Here is a 17,904-nt window from a genome sequence, read left to right on the forward strand (position 1 = left end):
GGGGGAAGTTTGCGGGACACGCCGTGAATCCATCCCTGGAGGCTTGTCGGCGAGGTCCCTCTCGCCAACAGTCCCGCAAACTTCCCCCGGCAGCAGGGCCTTCACATCGGATCCAGGTGATCTTTTCGATTTCCGTATCCCGATGCGTGGGCAGTTACATTTGGTTTCTTAACTCTGTCCGGTCAGACGACCGGTTTACCGTTGCGCACGAAGCAGGGTTTTACCACTTTGACCGGTACCAGCTTCTTGCGCATCTCCACCTGGGCGGTATCGCCCACCGTCACCGGCACCCGCGCCAGCGCGATGGAGTGGCCCAGGGTGGGGGAAAAAGTACCGCTGGTGATGATACCGCGGTCATCGCTGCCGTCCACCACCACCGGCTGTTCCGCGCGCAGCACGCCGCGCTCTTCCAGCACCAGGCCCACCAGTTTCTGTTTCACGCCGGCCGCCTTTTCCCCGGCGATCGGGGTGCGGCCGATAAAGTCGCGCTCTTCCGGCTGCCAGGCGACGGTCCAGCCCATATTCGCCACCAGCGGCGAGGTGTCGTCGTCCATCTCGTGGCCGTACAGGTTCATGCCCGCCTCCAGGCGCAGCGTGTCGCGCGCCCCCAGGCCACAGGGCTCGACACCGGCGTCCGCCAGCGCACGCCAGAAGCCGTCGGCATCCTCGCCGGGCAGGATGATCTCGACACCATCTTCGCCGGTGTAGCCGGTGCGGGCCACAAACCACTCGCCGCGGGCGACACTCTGGAAGGGCGTCAGGTCGTCGATGGCCGCAATCCAGTCGACCCCCAGTACTTCCTTGACCTTGTCCAGCGCCTGCGGGCCCTGGATGGCGACCATCGCCAGTTGCGGGCGCTCGTTCAGGGAGACATCGAAGGATTCCGCCTGTTTCTGCATCCAGGCCAGGTCCTTGTCGCGGGTCGCGCAGTTGACCACCACGCGGTAACCGGGGTCGCGCAGGTAGACGATCAGGTCGTCGATGACACCGCCGTTCTCATTCAGCATCCCGGTGTAGAGCGCCTTACCGGGTTTGCCGTCGAGCTTGGCCACATCGTTGGCCAGCAGGTGGCGCAGGTAGTCGCGGGCGCCGTCGCCGTCGATATCGACCACGGTCATATGGGAGACATCGAACATGCCGGCAGCGGTGCGCACCGTGTTGTGCTCTTCCAGCTGCGATCCATAGTGCAGCGGCATATCCCATCCGCCAAAATCCACCATTTTGCCGCCCATGGCGACATGTGCGTCATACAGAGGCGTTCTGTTTCCCATATTTTGTTCTCTGAAGTCGGTAGTCCGAAAGCCGCGTATTCTAACGGCGCCGCCATCGCTGTTACCAGAAGTGCCCACGCTAATACAGCTATGATCTGCAAGCCTAGCAGGCTCCGGGACGATAACCTGCGATCGCGGGCCGGCACCGCCAAAGATTCGGCCGGCGGGCAGGACAGCGGCAATGCGCCGGCGGCGCCGGCCAAAATCGCTTCCCCGGGCCCCGCGGCGGGTGTATAAAGCGCAATCCCTCCCCGCGGCCGGACGCCGCCGCAATGATTTCCGGAGAACCCGATTGAACGCCGCTGCTCCCACCGCCGCGGAGGCCCGACGATTCGGCCCCCGCGACGGCGACCCCGTGGACTTGATTGCCGCCGCACTGCGCAAAGACGGCTATATCTCGCTGCCGGCACCACTGCCACCGGTGTTGCTGGGCGGCCTGCTGCGTCATTTCCGCTCCATCGACCGCGAGCACTTCAGGCGCGGTGGCATCGGTCGCGAGGAGGATCACCAGTTGAACCGCTTCGTGCGCAGCGACGAGATTTTCTGGCTGGATAACGGCAACCCGGCGGTGAGTGCCTACCTGAACTGGATGGAGGCACTGCGGCTGGGGCTGAACCGGCGGCTGTTTCTGGGGCTGTTCGACTACGAGTGTCACTACGCCTACTACGACCGCGGTACTTTTTACAAAAAGCACCTGGACGCCTTCAAGGGCAGTACCAACCGGGTGGTGAGCACGGTGCTCTACCTGACCCCCAACTGGCAGCCGCGCGACGCCGGCGAGCTGGCGATCTACCCGCCGGGCACACTGGGAGAGGCGGCGGAGCCACTGCTGACAGTGGCGCCGCGCTTCGGGCAGATGGCGATATTCCTCAGCGAGGAGTTTCCCCACGAGGTACTGACGGTCAACCGGCCGCGCTACAGCGTTACCGGCTGGTTCCGGGTCAACACCAGCCTCGGCGACAGTATCGACCCGGCCTCCTGAAGCCCCGCGCGCCGGCGCGCGGGGCGGCAATCAGTGCACCGGCGCCATGGCCTCCATCAGTTCGGCGAAGGTCGGCGCCTTCTCGATATCGATGTCGGCATTCAGGCGCAGGCCCACCTCGGCGGCACTGAGGACGCCGCGCACATGATGGTTTTCCAGGTCCACCACCAGGCAGTCCCGCTGGCCCTCGCGGCGCATGGCATCCAGCACATCGCGGATGCGGCTTTTCGCCACCTGCTGGTAGCTCAGCATTTTCAGTTCACTGCGCGGGCGCATCAGGTCGGCCACGGTCAGTTCGTCCCGCGGCAGGCCCGCCGCCACCAGCTGCATGATCCGCTGGTAGTTGACGTCGTCCGAGGTCAGTAGGCCGGTGAAATTACCCTCCCGGTCGAGCACCAACACTGCCCCCAGGTGGCCGGCGCGCATCACCTTGGCCGCGTTCAGCGCGGTGACCGACGTGGTCAACACCGACGGGTGGTGATTCTTGAAATCCGAGATGAAACTCAACGCCGGTGAATCCAGTGTCAGCTCGTGGAACTCCTCCGGAAATACCAGCCGGTCCAGGTCTTGCAGTTGCAGAAAATCAAAATTCTTCATGGCGATAACTCTCGTGGGCCCATGCCATTGGCATCGGACCATTGGGCCGCGGATGTAAAAACACGGCACAGAAAAAAGGGGTTGGGAAAAACGGAGTTATGCCAGTGCGGGGGGACCGCGAATGATATTGGCCGTGCGGGCGCGGCCCGGCAGCGGAGAATGGGGGAAAACCAGGGTCGCGCCCGGCACTGCCGAGGCGCTGAAAACGCCGGCAGCGGCGCGCTGCAGTTCGAGGTCGCCGTCGCCACCGGGCGGCAGTGGGGTGCCGGTATCGCCGGGAGAGGACTCCAGCACACCGGCGGCGGCCGTCTGCGGTTTTTGCGAAACACCGGGTTCGGCCTGCGCTGTTGCACACAACAGTACTGACTGCAGGACCAGAAAAAGCAACCCGATACGCACGATAAAAACCTACAAATGCCTATCAATCGGAGACTGAAATACCCGTCTGTCGACGGCAGGTAAAACGCGGCCCACTGTCGGGGCCGGAACCGGCAACCGGTCGTCAATAGCGGCCGGTCGCCGTGCATTTTTCCTGTATTGCTTAGGTCTCAATATGGGGGCGGGGTTCCCGGCGTTCAAGCGGTGAGCGATTATCGGAGCGATAGGCGCGCTCAATGGCCGCTCTCATCTTTCGGCGGCGACTCGTCCTCGATGTCGCCCTCGAACTCCTCATCCTCCTGCTGCGCCTCGTCGTCCACCTTCAGGCCGTAGCGCTTCGAGCGCCAGCGCCACAGGCGCCTGGCCAATTGCTGTCGGTCCGGGGTCTTGTCCGCCTCGTCGACGATCTCCTCGCCCAGCAGGGTTTCCAGCAGGTCCTCTAGTGTTACCAGGCCCTCCAGGCTGCCGTATTCATCCAGCACCGCGCTGATCTGCATACGCCGCGCCAGCATTTTCTGGAAAGCCTGGTAGATGGTCGCGGTCTCCGGCAGCATCAGCATATCGCGGCGGAATTTCGACAGCTTGTCGCTGCCGTCACCCTTCGCCTGGGCCAGCAGTAATTCCTGCTTGAGCACGAAGCCCACCACGCAGTCCGGGTCGCGGCGCTCGTAAATGGGAATGCGCGAAAAGCGGCTCTTCTCCACATCCTCGGATACATCCGCCACGGTGTCGTCCTGGGACAGGGAATAGACCACGGTGCGCGGCGTCATGACCTCGCGAACGGAATGATCGCGCAGGGTGAAGAACAGGTTGCGCAGGATATTGGATTCGCGCTCCTCCAACTGGCCCTCGGCCCGCCCCAGTTCCGCCATTACGGCGAACTCCTCGCGGCTGAAACCGGTCAGTGTCGGCCCGTGGGACAGGCCGCGGGTCAGCCACTCGGACATTTTTACAAACGGGTAGAGCGCCCACACCATGAAGCGCACCGTGTAGCCGGTCACCGGTGCCAGCTGGCGCCAGTAAACCGCACCCAGTGTCTTGGGAATGATTTCGGAAAACACCAGGATCAACAGCGTCAGGATCGCGGAGATCACCCCCAGGTAATGACTGCCGAAAACCGCGGCGGCCTGGGCACCGGCACCGGCGGCACCGGCGGTATGGGCGACGGTGTTCAGGGTCAGGATGGCCGCCAGCGGTGCATTGATATCCTCTTTCAGCTTGCGCAATACCGCTCCGGCACCATGGCCTTCGCGCTCCAGCAAGCTGATATAGGGCTTGGTCACACTCAGGATCACCGACTCGGCGATCGAGCACAGGAAGGAGAAGCCCAGTGCAATCAGTACGTAGACAATCAGCAGGAACATATCAGTCAGGTGGTCGCGGGATCATCGGAAAATTTTTTTGCTCCGCCGGCGAGGCAGTAGGCAAACGCCAGCAAGATACCACACAAAAACCCGCCGATATGCGCCGCGTTGGCGATACCGATGCCGAAAATGTAAGTGAAGAGCCCGCTGGCACAAAACAGTAACCAGCCGACCGCTACCGCGACAAGACCGCTGGGGACATCGCGCCAGTCCCGCTGCCAGCGCTGCAGCACGAATACCGTCCCCACCAGCGCGTACACCACACCGGACATGCCACCGAAGCGCGTCTCCGGGGACCAGAAATACTGTGACAGGTTGGAGGCCGCTGCGCTGACCAGGATCAGCAGGGCAAATACCACCGTGCCGGCACGCGCTTCCAGCGAGCGGCCGAGGATCCAGACTCCCATGGCGTTGAACAGTGCGTGCGGCAGGGAAAAATGCACGATCGCCGGCGTCCACAGCCGCCAGTACTCTCCCTGCGCCCAGTGCCGGGCCAGGGTCGAGTTCGTGATATCAAAGACTCCGCTGCGATCCGGGACAATCAACAGGTCCCGCACCAGCGGTTCTGGCAGCAGCCAGCCGATAAAGCACAGGGCGATCAAGACCAGGCACAGCGGTGTTTTCCGCCAGGGCCAGTCGGGCAGCGGGGAGACGGAAGCGGAATGGGAGACTTCGGCTTCCCGCACGCGGGTTTCCGGCACTTCTTTACTCGCCGTTTCGTCCCCACTGTTTTTTTCACCCCCGCGCGCGCCATCCACCAGCTCGTCGGTAGGAACGGCTGCCGGCTCCTCCACCGCTTCCACGCGGATATCGCCCAGGCGGATTTCACCGGCGAGCCAGCGCTCCAGTACCGGCTGCAGCAAACCGGGCAGACGCGGGTCGGCCGCGGACAGCACCTGGCGGTTGCTCTCTTCACTGATGCGCAGCGGCAGGCGGTAACGCCGGATAAATTGCGCCAGTTCCGAGAGATCCTTGTCGATGGGGAATTCGTAGACGGTGATCCAGTGGTTCAAGGGTCGGGGCCTGTCTTGACAAGTGGCGCGGCCATGGTGGGCCGGCGGCCCGCAAGCGGAGCTGGAGCCCCGCGCTCCCGGGAGTCCCGATCAATACTACACCGCCATGGCACGCAGGATGATGCGCTTTTTCAGCAGCGGGCTGGCATCCACCATACTCAATCCGGTGTTGCGCAGCCAGCGCCAGTGCAGGTCGCCGGCGCCGAACAGGGACTTGAACGTACTCATGGCCTTGAGCGTCGCGGCGTTGTCGCCGCGGCGGCGGCGCTGGTAGCGGGCCAACACCGACGGATCCGATGGTTCCAGGCCGCGCTTCAGTGCGCGGGCAATCTCCTCACTCAGCACGGTGACATCCTGTAGCCCCAGGTTGACGCCCTGGCCGGCCAGCGGGTGGATACTGTGGGCGGCGTCGCCGATCAGCACCGCGCCGGGACCGTAGTAGGACTCGGCGTGGCGCGCGCGCAGCGGGAAGGAAAAACGCTCACTGACCGATTCGACTCCGCCGAGGCGGCTCTCGAACGCCTTTTCCAGGTTCAGGGCAAAAGCGTTGTCATCGAGCATCACCAGTTCCCGCGCCAGCGCCTCGTCCGCGGACCAGACCACCGCGCAGTGGTTTTCATCGCCGAGCCCGGCCAGAGGCAGGAACGCCAGCGGCCCGGTTTTCAGGAATCGTTGCCAGGCGGTGTGGCCGTGTGTTTTTTCACAGCGGGCCACACACACCAGTGCGGTCTGGTTGTAGACGGTCTCGCGTGCGCGGATGCGCAGCAGGTCGCGCACCCGGGAACGGGCGCCATCGGCACCGATCAGCAGGCGCGTGCGCAGTATCTCACCATTTTCCTCCAGCCCCTCGATCACATTGATGCGATCGCTGCGCGGCTGCAGGTGCCAGAGACCGCAGTCCCGCCACCAGGTCTCCAGGCGGAAGCCGTTCACCAGCTCCACATTGGGCAGCGCCTCCAGCCGCCGGCGCAGCGCCGACACCACAACGCTGTTTTCGACGATATGGCCGAGATTGGGCAACTGGACATCGCGGCTGTTGAAGCGCACCGAACCCGTGCCCTCCGCATCCCAGACGCGCATCTCGGTATAGGGGCAGGCGCGCCCGCCGCCGAACTCCCCCCAGGCGCCCACCTCGTCGAGCAGTTCGCGGGAAGACTGGGTCAGGGCCACGACGCGCGGGTCGTATTGATCGGCGGGCACCGGCGCCACTTCGGCGGACGCCTCCAGCAACGCCACCTGCAACTGCGGGTGGCGCACCGCCAGCAGCGCCGCCTGGGCCAGGCCCACCATGCCGCCGCCGACGATGGCGATATCCATACGCTGTCTGTTCATAGTCTGCCCCTGGTCGAAGGTGACCCGGCCGTGCGGGCCGGTGCGCAGTCAATTAAAGCCCAAAACCGGCCGCCTGGCCGACAAAACCCGACCGCAGTGGCGGCGCCAGCATCAGGCCCAGGAGCCCGGCCTGGCGCAACCCGCGCAACAGCGGATTGCCGGATGCAAACAACGGCGGTATCCGGTCGCTGAAACCGATGGTCAGCTGCTGGTCCCGCTGTCGCCCGCGGCCATAGGCTTCCAACAAGCCTAGCTGTTGCGTTGAGTCAGGCGCCAACCCGCTCTCCCTGAGCGCCTGTGCCAGGCCGTAACAATCCCGCATCGTCAGGTTGAAGCCCTGACCGGCCACCGGGTGCAGGAAGTGGGCGCAATTGCCTACCAGCACCAGGCTGCGGCGCCACTGCTCCCGGGCCACGGACAGGCTCAGCGGATAGTCCTGCAGTCCGCCGGCGCGCACGAAGCGCCCGGCACGCCAGCCGAAGGTGCGCTGCAGGCGCGCGACAAAATCCGCCTGCGGCAGCGCCGCCAGTGCCTCCGCCGCCCGCTCGGCGCCGGTCCACACCAGCGCCATGCGGTGCAGTCCGTCCCGTTTCGGCAGCGGCAGCAACGCCATGGGGCCGGCCTCGGTAAAGCGCTCGTAGGCCCGGTTGCGGTGATCCCGCTCCAGACCGATGGTAGTGACCAGTGCGCGCTGCCGGTAATCGATTCGCTCGCTCTCGATACCCAGTTGCCGGCACAGCGGCGAATCGACGCCGTCCGCAACCACCAGCAAGCGGGCCTCCAGCAGCTGCTCGGCGGCGTCCGAATCGCTGCGCCACCGCAGTCGGGCGCCTGCGTCCGTCATCTGTACGCGCTCGACCTGCGCCGGCGCCTGCAGCCGGACGCCTGTTCGCGACAGGGCGCCGTGCAGTATCGGCCCCAGGGCCGCGTTCTCGATCACCGCCCCCAGCACGCCGGCAAAACTGGCGCGGCGCTGCTCCCGCGCATCCAGCCTCGCCCCCAAGGCGCGGCCGCGGTCGCTGACATGGATATGCTCGATGGGCGCGGCGTAGTCCCGCAGCTGCGGCCATAGGCCCAGTTCGTCGAATATCTGCAGGCTGCCGGCGGCGACCGCGGTGGCGCGGGTATCGAAACTCGGCAACTGCACGCTGGCGGCCACATCCGGCAGCGGCCGGCGCTCCAGCATTGTCACCGACAGCTGCGGGCAATAGTGTGCCAGCATCAGTGCCAGGCTGGCGCCGGCCATGCCGCCACCGACGATGGCAACGTCGGTGTGCCTGTGTTCACTCACCACAATTCTCCCTGCAGCTGTGTGTCATCGGCCCGGTATTCCGCCGCCCGGCGCATAGTGTCCTCGATCCCGGCCACGGTGCTTGGGGCATCGGCGGACATGACCTGCGCGCCGTCTTTTGTCAGCGCCACATCGTCCTCGATGCGAATACCGATACCGCGGAATTTTTCCGGCACCGTGTCGTCGTCGGCACCGATATAAATACCCGGCTCCACTGTCATCGCCATGCCCGCCTCCAACTGGCGCCACTGGCCGTGCACCCGATAGTCACCGACATCGTGCACATCCATGCCCAGCCAGTGGCCGGCGCGGTGCATATAGAAACGGCGGTAGGCGCCGGACTCGACCAGGCCGTCGACATCGCCGCGCAGCAGCCCCAGGTCCACCAGCCCCTGCGCGATGGTGCGCACACTGGCCATATGTGGCTGGTCCCAGTGATTGCCGCGGCGGATCTCGTCGATCGCGGCCCGCTGAGCCGCCAGCACGATTTCGTAGACCGCGCGCTGGACACCGCTGAAGCGGCCGTTGACCGGATAGGTGCGGGTGACATCGGCGGCGTAGCCACGGTATTCGCAGCCCGCGTCCACCAGTACCAGGTCGCCGTCCCTGAGCGGTGCGTCGTTGTTGCAATAGTGCATCACCAGGGCGTTGCGACCGCCGCCGACGATGCTCGGGTAGGCCGGTTCGCGCGCGCCCGCAGCGACAAAGGTGCGCAACAGCTCCGCCTCCAGCGTGTACTCATGGCCACCCGGGCGACAGGCCATCATCGCGCGGCGGTGCGCCTCGGCGGTGATCTCGGCAGCGCGCCGCATCAACCGCAATTCCTGCGCACTCTTGTACAGGCGCAGGTCGTGCAGCTGCCGGTCGAGGTCGACCATTTCCGGGGCCCCGGCACTGCCCGGTGCCCCCTCGAGAGCCTGCAGGTAGTGCCGCAGGCGCCGGTCCAGCTGCGGGAAACGGCCCATGGTGTAGTAGATCCGCTCGCGCCCCTCCAGCAGCCCGGGCAGGATATCGTCCAGGTCGCCGATCGGGAACGCATCGCACAGGCCGCAGTGCTCCGCGGCGCGCTCGGGCCCCAGGCGCGGCCCGTCCCACATTTCCTTTTCCGCATCGCGCTCGCGGCAGAACAGCAGTTCCTCGCCGTGATCGCGGCCGGGCACCAGGACCAGCAGGGCCTCCGGTTCACTGAAACCGGTGAGGTAGAGAAAATCGCTGTCCTGGCGAAACGGGAAATAGGTATCCCGCGAACGCAGCTGTTCCCGCGCGGCCGGCACTATCGCCAAGCTGCCCGACGCCAATCCGGCGATGAGGCGGGCGCGCCGCCGCGCGTACTCCGGTTTCCCGATGCCCGCTGGCGGGCCCTTCCTGCCGGCGGCCATCAGTGCAGCGTCGGTCCGTTCTTGTTGTCGTCGGCGATTTTGCTGTCGCCGCTGCACTCGGTGAAAATATTCATGACCGCGACACGCACATATTCCTGTACCTGCAACAACTGGTTTTCCGCCTCGTCGGACGCCTCGACCTCCCCCGGATCCACCTGGGCGATGCGGCCGATATCCTCCAGTGCCTCGCGGCTGGTCGCCGGCATCTCGCCCTTGAAATCGCCGACGCCGAAACCGAGCAGGAAACCCTGGCACCAGTTGCCCAGGGTGGCGGTCTTTGCCGGCAGGCCAGTGTCGTCGTCGGCGAGCAGCAGCTGGAAATCGAAATTGCTGTCGCGCAACTGCCGGAGACTCTCGTCCGCCAATTGCAGGAAATCGCGTTTCAGGTCCGCCGGTATCGCGTCCAGCTGCATCAGCTCCGCCAGCTCCTTTTCCCAGCGCTGCCGATCCGGGCGCGCACCGGCGGTCACCACGCCGCAGGCGAATCCGTGCAATTCGCTCGGGTCGGTGGTACCGCTCGCAGCGAGAATGGCATTGGCGAGGGACTCAAACTGGTTGGCTGGGGATGTCATAAATACCGCTCGTCGTTTTCTGGCTATACTTTCGATTCTGTTTAGGCCCTGTTCCAGGGCCGGGCCCGCGCTCCTGGCGCAAAATACCGGGGAGCAGGCCATGGCCAGGGTTTGAGCAGATCGCCGCATTCCGCGGCGGGTGCCTGCCGCGGGCCAGCCCGCGGGCAAATTTGTGACAGCCCGCGCGGGCGCGGCAATTGACCCTCCCATACGCCGGCAATATAGTAGCGGAATCCCTCGCAGTCTGTCGTGTTGCGAGCTCATATAGGCAGAGACAATTACGGGCAACGCCAAAACGCAGAAATTATGGACAAACTGCAAGCGTTAGAAAGCACAGTGGATTCACTCATCGCCCGCTGCCAGCAGCTGGCCGAGGACAACCACGCGTTGCGGCAACAGGAAGCCGACTGGCTGCGCGAGCGCCAGCGCCTGATAAAAAACAACGAGGCCGCCCGCTCCCGGGTCGAAGCCATGATCAACCGCCTGAAGGGGCTAGCGCAAGATACCTGATGGGTGACTCAGCACCGACTTCCGAAACCGTCACGGTCTCCATCCTCGACAAGGAGTACCGCGTCGCCTGTGCAGAGGACGAGCGCGCCGAACTGCAGGCCTCCGCACGTCTATTGCACGAGCGCATGTCGCGCATCCGCTCCAGCGGTTCGGTAATCGGCCTGGAACGCATTGCCGTGATGGCGGCACTGAACATCGCCCACGAGCTGATCGAGGCCAAGGCCGAGCTCACCCGCATCCCGCTCGAACAGGAAATGCTCGACCGGCTGCAGGACAAGGTGCAGGACGCACTGGGCAAGATCGACCCCGGCGACTGAGCGCCGGCGGCCCCGAACGCTTGACAGCGACGAATTCCCCCGATTCCCACCGACAAGTCATTTCGCTTTTTTGCAGCCCGGTGCGTTATAATTAACGGACCCTGAGGTGTTGGCCAGTTGACTATGTCCTCGAGCCGATAATCTCATTCAGGAGGTTTCCAGCGTATGCTGTTGCGCAAGTCCGCCCTGTAGCGGAAAGCCTGATGCATTGCGGAGACCCCCACCTTGAACTTCACGGTTCAAGGCTACGTCTTCAGCCGCACACTCGGGGTTCCCTAATCCTTACCCACAATGCCCGCCAGCCCATTTCCGGAGCCGGCCACATCCGCATGACCGAGAACAGCGCCCGATTCGAAAAGACCGAACTGCGTCGCCGCATGCGCAACGCGAGGCGTCAACTGACGGTCTACCAGCAGCGCCGACACGGCCGTGCCGCCGCAATGCAGTTGGGATACAGCCCGTTGTTCCAGCGCGCCCGGCACATCGGTATCTACTGGCCGATGGACGGCGAACTGGACATCCGCTGGCTGGTCGAGCGCCATACCGACAAATATTTTTACCTGCCGGTGCTGCCGAAAGCGCCGCGACCCCAGCTGCGCTTCTGCCGCTGGCAGGGCGGCCCCCTGACCTTCCGCAACCGCTACCGTATCCCGGAGCCGGTGCGCGGTGACAGCCTGTCACCGCGGCGGCTGGACCTGGTGTTGGTGCCGCTGGTGGCCTTCGACCGGAGCGGTGCCCGCCTGGGCATGGGGGCCGGTTTCTACGATCGCACCTTCGCCTTCAAGGGCGCCCTGCCCGGTTCCGGCCCCGGGCTGATCGGAGTCGCGCACCAGTTGCAGCGCGTGGGACAGCTGCCCACGGACAGCTGGGATATTCCGCTGGGCGGCGTGGTAACGGAAACGGGCTTCTACCGCTGCCGCGGATAGGGCTTCTATTGCCGGACAGGTCACACAGACAAAAAAAGGCCGGACGCTCGCGCGTCCGGCCTTTTTTTGTCTGTTGGCGGGCGGAGAGGGCCGCGCTCAGCGCGTGACCACTCCCTGCTGCAGCGCCGCCGGCGGTTCCGGGTCCGAGGCGAAAACCTCGGTCAGACCGGTGCTGCTCAGCAGTACGCCCGCAACAAAGACAACCACGGCGATTGTCAGTGCATCGGGTTTCATTGGGACCATCCTGTGTAATCGGCTGTTCTTGATTTTGTGAGCCTTTAGCGTTTCACCCCGCGTTAGACTCACTCCAACGCAAAAGTTCAACGCTACTGACAATACTGTAGAAACGGTGAAATAGTAACCGTTAGCCGAGTATTTTTTGCGAATCCTGTCGCATTTTTGCACGAAAAAGTTCGACAACCGCGAGAAACACGTCTACAGGACCGGTTTCACCGTCTGTCCTGCCTGTCTGTCTTGGATCAGCTGGCCAGGAAAAAGCGGTAGGCCGGGTTGTCACTCTCGTCCCAGAAGGGGTACTGCAGCTGTTCCAGCAACTCCTGCAGCGCCTCCCGCTCCGCCGGCGCCACCTGCATGCCCACCAACACGCGCCCGTAGGCCGCGCCGTGGTTGCGGTAGTGGAACAGGGTGATGTTCCAGCGCCCCGCCAGCTGCTCCAGGAAGCGGCGCAGGGCGCCGGGGCGCTCCGGGAACTCGAAGCGGTAGACCACCTCGTCGGACAGCCCCGGGGCACGCCCGCCCACCAGGTGGCGGATATGCAGCTTGGCCATCTCGTTGTCGGTCAGGTCCGTCACCCGGTAGCCGTCGGCGTCCAGTTTTTCCAGCAACTGCTGGCGATCGGCGTCCGCCGTCACCTGCATGCCGACAAAGATGTGCGCCTCGCCGCCGTCGGCGTAACGGTAGTTGAACTCGGTAATCGCGCGATCGCCGAGGCTGCGGCAGAATTCCAGGTAGCTACCGGCGCGTTCGGGGATAGTGACCGCCAGCACCGCCTCGCGCTTCTCGCCGATCTCGGTGCGCTCGCTGATATAGCGCAGGCGGTCGAAATTGGTATTGGCACCGCTGCAGACTGTCGCCAGGGCGGCGTTGCGATCGCCGCTCTGCTCGATATATTTCTTCAGGCCGGCCAGCCCCACGGCACCGGCGGGCTCGGCGATGGAGCGGGTGTCCTCGAAGATGTCCTTGATCGCCGCGCAGATTTCGTCGGTGGTCACCGTGAGAACGCCGTCCACCGTCTCGCGCAGCACCCGATAGGTCTCCTCGCCGATCTGCGCCACCGCCACGCCGTCGGCAAACAGCCCCACCTGCGGCAACCGCACCCGCTCGCCGGCATCCAGCGCCGCCTTCAGGCAGGCCGCATCCTCCGGCTCCACCGCATAGACCTTCACTTCCGGACGCACGTATTTGATATAGGCGGCCATGCCCGCGGCCAGGCCGCCGCCGCCCACGGGGATGAACACCGCATCCAGGTTGCCGGAGTGCTGGCGCAGCAGCTCCATGGCCACCGTGCCCTGGCCGGCTATTACATCCGGGTCGTCGTAGGGGTGCACGAACGTCAGGTCGCGCGCCTCCACCAGTTCCTTCGCCCTGGCCGCGGCCTCGTCGAAGGTATCGCCGTGCAGCACCACCTCGGCGCCGCGCATGCGCACCGCATTCACCTTGATCTGCGGCGTGGTCTTCGGCATCACGATGGTGGCGCGCACCCCCAGCTGCGCCGCGCCCAGCGCCAGGCCCTGGGCGTGATTGCCGGCGGACGCGGCGATCACGCCGCGGGCGCGCTGCTCGGCGGGCAGTTGCAACAGCTTGTTGTAGGCGCCGCGCACCTTGAAGGAGAACACCGGCTGCAGGTCCTCGCGCTTCAACAGGATGCGGTTGTTGAAGCGGTGCGACAGCTGTCGCATCGGCTCCAGCGGCGTCTCGGTGGCGACATCGTAAATGCGCGCGTCTAGAATGCGCTTGATATAGGACTTGGGCATGGTGTCTTTACGGCAGAACAGTTCTTCGGGCGCGGCCAGTTTCCGGTGAAATGCCGCGCGGGAACACCAGTCTAATCCGACGGCAGCATCTTTGCTACCGGAATGCCATTTTTGCGATAGATTTTCGCTCGATATAGCAAGCTTAATACAAATAATTGCACAGGAAACGATAATCCCCATGAGCCAGGACGACCTGAAACGGGCCACGGCCCGCGCCGCCATCGACCATATCGCCCCCAAGCTGGAAGCGGACTCCATCGTCGGTGTGGGCACCGGCTCCACCGCCAACTTCTTTATCGACTACCTGGCCGGGATCCGGGGCCAGTTCGACGGCACCGTGGCCAGCTCCGAGGCCTCCGCCGAGCGCCTGAAGTCCCACGGCATCCCGGTCTACGACCTAAACAGTGTCGACGGCATCCAGGTCTATGTGGACGGCGCCGATGAAACCAATCCGGCCCTGGAACTGATCAAGGGCGGCGGCGCGGCGCTGACGCGCGAGAAGATCGTCGCCGCCTGCGCGGACGAGTTCGTCTGTATCGCCGACGAGAGCAAGTGGGTGCCGGTGCTGGGCAACTTCCCGCTGCCGGTGGAGGTCGTCCCCATGGCGCGCTCACTGGTGGCGCGCGAGCTGGTGAAGCTGGGGGGCGACCCGATCTACCGGCAGGGGGTCACCACCGACAACGGCAATGTCATCCTCGACGTGCACAATCTGGAAATTACCGAGCCGCAGGCCCTGGAAACAGCCATCAACAATATCACCGGTGTGGTCACCAACGGCATCTTCGCCCACCGCCCGGCAGACATACTGCTGCTCGGCACCAGTTCGGGCGTCAAGACCTACACCGCCGAATAACGACAGAACCGGAAGTTGCCATGCTGAAGAACAATAACAGGGCCCGAGTGGCCGTACTGCCGACCCTTCTCTTCGCCGCGCTGGGCACGGGCTGCGCCGTCAGTCCGCCCAGCAATCCCGACGATATCTGCTCCATCTTCCGCGAAAAGGACGACTGGTACGGCGAGGCCAAGGACGCCGAGGAGAAGTGGGGGTCGCCCGTGCCCACCATGATGGCGATCCTGCACCAGGAATCCCGCTTTGTTCAGGATGCCCGCCCGCCGCGCACCAAGATCCTGTGGATCTTCCCCGGGCCGCGACCGTCGGACGCCTATGGTTACGCCCAGGCGCTCGGCAGCACCTGGCGCGGCTACGAGCGCGCCAGTTTCAACTACGGCGCCGACCGCGACGATTTCGGCGATGCCATCGACTTCGTCGGCTGGTACAACAGCACCAGCGCGCGCCAGTGTCGTATCGCATCCAACGATACCTATCATCTCTATCTCGCCTACCACGAGGGACAGGGTGGCTTTAACCGGCGCACCTTTAGGAACAAGGCCTGGCTGAAGCAGGTTTCGCACAAGGTCTCCGCCCGCGCGCAGACCTACCGGCGCCAGCTGGCCGGCTGTGAAAGTTCGCTGAAACGGCGCAGCAAGTTCCTCGGCATCTTCTGAGCGGGCCGCGGGCGCCGGGAAAAAAGCGGCGCAACTGGCGGCCATTTGCGCAACAGCCCACAGAAACTGACTACGCTGAGCGGACACCTATGAACTTTTGCCACCGCGAAAGTCCGAGGTCGAGTGCGCCACCGCGTTTCCACCGGAACCGGCGGCACCGAGCCCCAAAGTGACGCTGGGCGCTCCCGCTGCAGCAAAAGCGTCCTCCGACACCATCGAGGTTGCACAATGAAAATTTCAGCAGTCATTCTCACCGCATTCACCCTTCTGCTGGCCCTGCCGCTGGCCCAGGCACAGGAGGGCGGCGCCCCGGTCACTGCACAGAAAGTCTCCTTCAGCCAGCCGCAGCTGGAGAAATTCGCCGAGGCCTACCGCCAGATCGTCATCCTGAGCCGCGAGTACGCGCCCAAACTGAAAGCCGCAAAAGACATCGAGGCGGCGGAGGCACTGAACAAGGAGGCCCAGGGCAAGATGATCAAGGCGATCCAGAATTCCGGGCTGAGCAAAGATGAATACCAGCAGATTGCCACCGGCCTGAAATCGGATCCGTCGCTGGTGGAGCAGGTGAACAAGATACTGCAGGAAAAGGCGGACACGGAGTAACCCGGCACGGGGCGGACCTCTCCGCCCCCACTCTCATCTAGTGGTCCATGCGGAAAGTTGTGTAACTGTTCGCGTCGCCAAAGCGTCCAGCTCTGCGTTGAGAAAGCTTGAAATAGAACCACTATTCCTGCGCTTTCTCGCCTTGATCTGAACACTTTGGCTGTGCTCCTTAGTCACCAAACTTTCCGCATGGACCACTAGCTCTCCAGGCTCACATCCAGTACCCGGCAGATCTCCGCCAGGTGCGTCGCTATCCAGTCGCGGTCGAAAGACCCCCAATCCTGTAATTCGTAGTAACCGTCGTTATTGCGAACCCCCTCCTGCACAAACCTGACCCGGGTGCCGTGCCCGGGCAACCCCTTGGAGATGACGTCCTGCACCGTGCGCCGCGGCCAGCCGGTGGCCTCTTCCAGCGTCGGGTTGTTGGGCCTGGGCAGTTGCTCGATCAGGTAGGCGACCAGCATACGGCGGCAGATGGTGGGGTTCAGGGGCGTCTCGGTGGCGGGGGGCATGGCTGTCTGTCCGTTATTGCGGGCCTCTTTTGTATCACACCGCCTCCACAGGGGCGACCGGACAGTCGACCACAGGCCGCCCCGGTTCCCGCCCCAAACCTGACTTTCCCGACCGCTTTGCGCATAATCCGGTGTCACCGCCGCGGACTCGGCGCATACAGAGAGGGCTGCAACAGTGGAAAGCGACAACCTGGAAAGCGAGACTCCCACATTCCGCGATGCGGATCCGGGCATCCTGGCCGCCGCCGTACGGGCGCAGCTGGCGGGAGCAGAGGCCGGGGGGCTCGACTGCCAGCAGTTGCTGCTGGACAGCGATATCGACCCGGCGCGGCTGGACGAGGCCGACCACCGCATCCCGCGCGAACAGGTCGCCGCACTGCTGCGGCGCCAGTGGGACCTGCTCGGCGACGAGTCCGGCGGCTACCTGGCCCGCCCCTGGCTGCCCGGCACCTTCGCCATGATGGGGCACGCCTGTATCAGCTGCCCCAACCTGCGCCGCGCACTGCTGCGCTCCGGGCGCTTCGTCGCCATGGTCAGCGACGACCTGCGTATCAAGCTGGTAGAGGATGGCGAGGAGGCGCGGCTGATCTTCCACCACGGCAACGACAAGCAGTTGCCCAACCAGGTGTTCGTGGAATCCCTGGCGCTGATCTGGCTGCGATTCTTCAGCTGGCTGATCGATCGCACGATACTGCTCGAGCGCGTGCACCTGGCCTTCCCGCCGTCGGCGTACAACGAGGACTACAGCGATATGTTCCCGTGCCGGCACTATTTCCACCAGCGCGAAACCTGCCTGGTATTCAACACCCGCTACCTGCAGTTGCCGCTGGTACGCGACGAGCAGCAATTATCAGAATTCCTGTCGCGCGCCCCCGAGTGCCTGCTGGCCCAGTACAAATCGGACCACAGTTACACCGGCCGCATCCGCCGCATGCTGCAACAACAAAACGGTATCGAAAACCTGTCCCTGGACGACGTCGCCGAACGGCTGTACACCTCGCCACAGACATTGCGCCGACGCCTTAAGGAAGAGGGCAACAGCTGGCAGGACATCAAGGATTCGGTGCGCCGGGACATGGCGGTCTACCAGTTAAAAAAACAGGAAACGGCAGTGGCGGAAATCGCCGAGCGCCTGGGCTTTTCCGAGCCCAGCGCCTTCAACCGCGCGTTCAAGAAATGGACCGGGCTTGCGCCGGGCGCCTACCGGGAAAAATATCGGGGTTAACGGGCCTGGAGCAACAACAGTCACTATCGTCATACCGGCATCCAGACCACAGGGGAAGGTCGGCCGGAGCCGGGGCGAGCGCAAGAAGCTTGCCGGTACGAATACTGCTGCACTAACAGTCACAGTCCCCGG

20 protein-coding genes and 1 other RNA gene are annotated in these 17,904 nt (G+C 64.4%); 9 read left to right on the forward strand and 12 right to left on the reverse strand.

The window, feature by feature from the left end; all coding sequences use genetic code 11:
• Window positions 1-182 precede the first annotated feature (182 nt).
• On the reverse strand, window positions 183-1,271 hold the full coding sequence (gene gcvT, locus MWN76_RS09340; RefSeq protein WP_250461139.1) for a glycine cleavage system aminomethyltransferase GcvT: 1,089 nt from the start codon (window positions 1,269-1,271) through the stop codon (window positions 183-185).
• A gap of 292 nt (window positions 1,272-1,563) precedes the next feature.
• Here gcvT and MWN76_RS09345 point away from each other — a divergent pair, with 292 nt between their 5' ends.
• The gene (locus MWN76_RS09345; RefSeq protein WP_250461140.1) at window positions 1,564-2,253 is read left to right on the forward strand and encodes a 2OG-Fe(II) oxygenase; all 690 of its coding nucleotides are present in this window, start codon (window positions 1,564-1,566) and stop codon (window positions 2,251-2,253) included.
• A 30-nt stretch (window positions 2,254-2,283) separates the two neighbouring features.
• Here MWN76_RS09345 and MWN76_RS09350 read toward each other — a convergent pair whose 3' ends face one another.
• From MWN76_RS09350 to MWN76_RS09385, 8 genes are all read right to left on the reverse strand, one after another.
• Complete coding sequence (locus tag MWN76_RS09350) at window positions 2,284-2,850, reverse strand: CBS domain-containing protein (RefSeq protein ID WP_250461141.1); 567 nt, start codon at window positions 2,848-2,850, stop codon at window positions 2,284-2,286.
• A 96-nt stretch (window positions 2,851-2,946) separates the two neighbouring features.
• Window positions 2,947-3,249: a hypothetical protein gene (locus tag MWN76_RS09355; RefSeq protein WP_250461142.1), complete on the reverse strand. Its 303-nt coding sequence runs from the start codon at window positions 3,247-3,249 to the stop codon at window positions 2,947-2,949.
• A gap of 212 nt (window positions 3,250-3,461) precedes the next feature.
• Window positions 3,462-4,592: a CNNM domain-containing protein gene (locus MWN76_RS09360; RefSeq protein ID WP_250461143.1), complete on the reverse strand. Its 1,131-nt coding sequence runs from the start codon at window positions 4,590-4,592 to the stop codon at window positions 3,462-3,464.
• Window positions 4,593-4,597: 5 nt separating this feature from the next.
• Entirely contained in the window at window positions 4,598-5,605 is a 1,008-nt protein-coding gene (locus MWN76_RS09365; RefSeq protein ID WP_250461144.1) for a rhomboid family intramembrane serine protease, read from the reverse strand.
• A gap of 96 nt (window positions 5,606-5,701) precedes the next feature.
• On the reverse strand, window positions 5,702-6,937 hold the full coding sequence (locus MWN76_RS09370) for a UbiH/UbiF/VisC/COQ6 family ubiquinone biosynthesis hydroxylase (protein ID WP_250461145.1): 1,236 nt from the start codon (window positions 6,935-6,937) through the stop codon (window positions 5,702-5,704).
• A gap of 52 nt (window positions 6,938-6,989) precedes the next feature.
• Window positions 6,990-8,228, reverse strand: a complete 1,239-nt coding sequence (gene ubiH, locus MWN76_RS09375; RefSeq protein WP_250461146.1) for a 2-octaprenyl-6-methoxyphenyl hydroxylase — start codon at window positions 8,226-8,228, stop codon at window positions 6,990-6,992.
• Window positions 8,225-9,607 (reverse strand): aminopeptidase P N-terminal domain-containing protein, encoded by a 1,383-nt coding sequence (locus MWN76_RS09380; protein ID WP_250461147.1) that lies wholly within the window; start codon window positions 9,605-9,607, stop codon window positions 8,225-8,227. The genes ubiH and MWN76_RS09380 overlap by 4 nt, the downstream gene beginning before the upstream one ends.
• Window positions 9,607-10,179 carry a UPF0149 family protein gene (locus tag MWN76_RS09385; protein ID WP_250461148.1) on the reverse strand — a complete coding sequence of 191 codons (573 nt, stop codon included), beginning with the start codon at window positions 10,177-10,179 and terminating at the stop codon, window positions 9,607-9,609. Before MWN76_RS09385 ends, MWN76_RS09380 begins: the two co-directional genes overlap by 1 nt.
• Window positions 10,180-10,485: 306 nt before the next feature.
• Here MWN76_RS09385 and MWN76_RS09390 point away from each other — a divergent pair, with 306 nt between their 5' ends.
• The 4 genes from MWN76_RS09390 (at window position 10,486) to MWN76_RS09405 (ending at window position 11,932) form a co-directional block, all read left to right on the forward strand.
• Window positions 10,486-10,689: a TIGR02449 family protein gene (locus MWN76_RS09390; protein ID WP_284500332.1), complete on the forward strand. Its 204-nt coding sequence runs from the start codon at window positions 10,486-10,488 to the stop codon at window positions 10,687-10,689.
• Entirely contained in the window at window positions 10,689-11,006 is a 318-nt protein-coding gene (locus MWN76_RS09395) for a cell division protein ZapA (protein ID WP_250461150.1), read from the forward strand. The genes MWN76_RS09390 and MWN76_RS09395 overlap by 1 nt, the downstream gene beginning before the upstream one ends.
• A gap of 95 nt (window positions 11,007-11,101) precedes the next feature.
• A non-coding RNA gene (ssrS, locus tag MWN76_RS09400) (6S RNA) lies at window positions 11,102-11,282 on the forward strand.
• 53 nt (window positions 11,283-11,335) lie between these two features.
• Window positions 11,336-11,932 carry a 5-formyltetrahydrofolate cyclo-ligase gene (locus tag MWN76_RS09405; protein ID WP_250461151.1) on the forward strand — a complete coding sequence of 199 codons (597 nt, stop codon included), beginning with the start codon at window positions 11,336-11,338 and terminating at the stop codon, window positions 11,930-11,932.
• A 96-nt stretch (window positions 11,933-12,028) separates the two neighbouring features.
• Here MWN76_RS09405 and MWN76_RS09410 read toward each other — a convergent pair whose 3' ends face one another.
• Together MWN76_RS09410 and ilvA are read right to left on the reverse strand one after the other, a co-directional pair.
• Window positions 12,029-12,166: a hypothetical protein gene (locus MWN76_RS09410; protein WP_193189208.1), complete on the reverse strand. Its 138-nt coding sequence runs from the start codon at window positions 12,164-12,166 to the stop codon at window positions 12,029-12,031.
• 245 nt (window positions 12,167-12,411) lie between these two features.
• The gene (gene ilvA, locus MWN76_RS09415; RefSeq protein WP_250461152.1) at window positions 12,412-13,926 is read right to left on the reverse strand and encodes a threonine ammonia-lyase, biosynthetic; all 1,515 of its coding nucleotides are present in this window, start codon (window positions 13,924-13,926) and stop codon (window positions 12,412-12,414) included.
• 178 nt (window positions 13,927-14,104) lie between these two features.
• On the opposite strand from ilvA, the gene rpiA reads away from it, so the two are divergent.
• From rpiA to MWN76_RS09430, 3 genes are all read left to right on the forward strand, one after another.
• Window positions 14,105-14,779 carry a ribose-5-phosphate isomerase RpiA gene (rpiA, locus tag MWN76_RS09420; protein WP_250461153.1) on the forward strand — a complete coding sequence of 225 codons (675 nt, stop codon included), beginning with the start codon at window positions 14,105-14,107 and terminating at the stop codon, window positions 14,777-14,779.
• A 20-nt stretch (window positions 14,780-14,799) separates the two neighbouring features.
• Window positions 14,800-15,432, forward strand: coding sequence for a transglycosylase SLT domain-containing protein (locus MWN76_RS09425; RefSeq protein WP_250461154.1), 633 nt, complete (start codon window positions 14,800-14,802; stop codon window positions 15,430-15,432).
• 228 nt (window positions 15,433-15,660) lie between these two features.
• Window positions 15,661-16,035 (forward strand): DUF4168 domain-containing protein, encoded by a 375-nt coding sequence (locus tag MWN76_RS09430; protein WP_250461155.1) that lies wholly within the window; start codon window positions 15,661-15,663, stop codon window positions 16,033-16,035.
• A gap of 197 nt (window positions 16,036-16,232) precedes the next feature.
• Here MWN76_RS09430 and MWN76_RS09435 read toward each other — a convergent pair whose 3' ends face one another.
• Window positions 16,233-16,547 carry a helix-turn-helix domain-containing protein gene (locus MWN76_RS09435; RefSeq protein ID WP_250461156.1) on the reverse strand — a complete coding sequence of 105 codons (315 nt, stop codon included), beginning with the start codon at window positions 16,545-16,547 and terminating at the stop codon, window positions 16,233-16,235.
• A 175-nt stretch (window positions 16,548-16,722) separates the two neighbouring features.
• On the opposite strand from MWN76_RS09435, the gene MWN76_RS09440 reads away from it, so the two are divergent.
• Window positions 16,723-17,772, forward strand: a complete 1,050-nt coding sequence (locus tag MWN76_RS09440; RefSeq protein ID WP_250461157.1) for an AraC family transcriptional regulator — start codon at window positions 16,723-16,725, stop codon at window positions 17,770-17,772.
• Window positions 17,773-17,904 lie beyond the last annotated feature (132 nt).

Origin of the sequence: Microbulbifer litoralis, assembly GCF_023634065.1 — a bacterium.
In the GTDB taxonomy this organism is placed as follows: Bacteria; Pseudomonadota; Gammaproteobacteria; order Pseudomonadales; family Cellvibrionaceae; genus Microbulbifer; species Microbulbifer litoralis.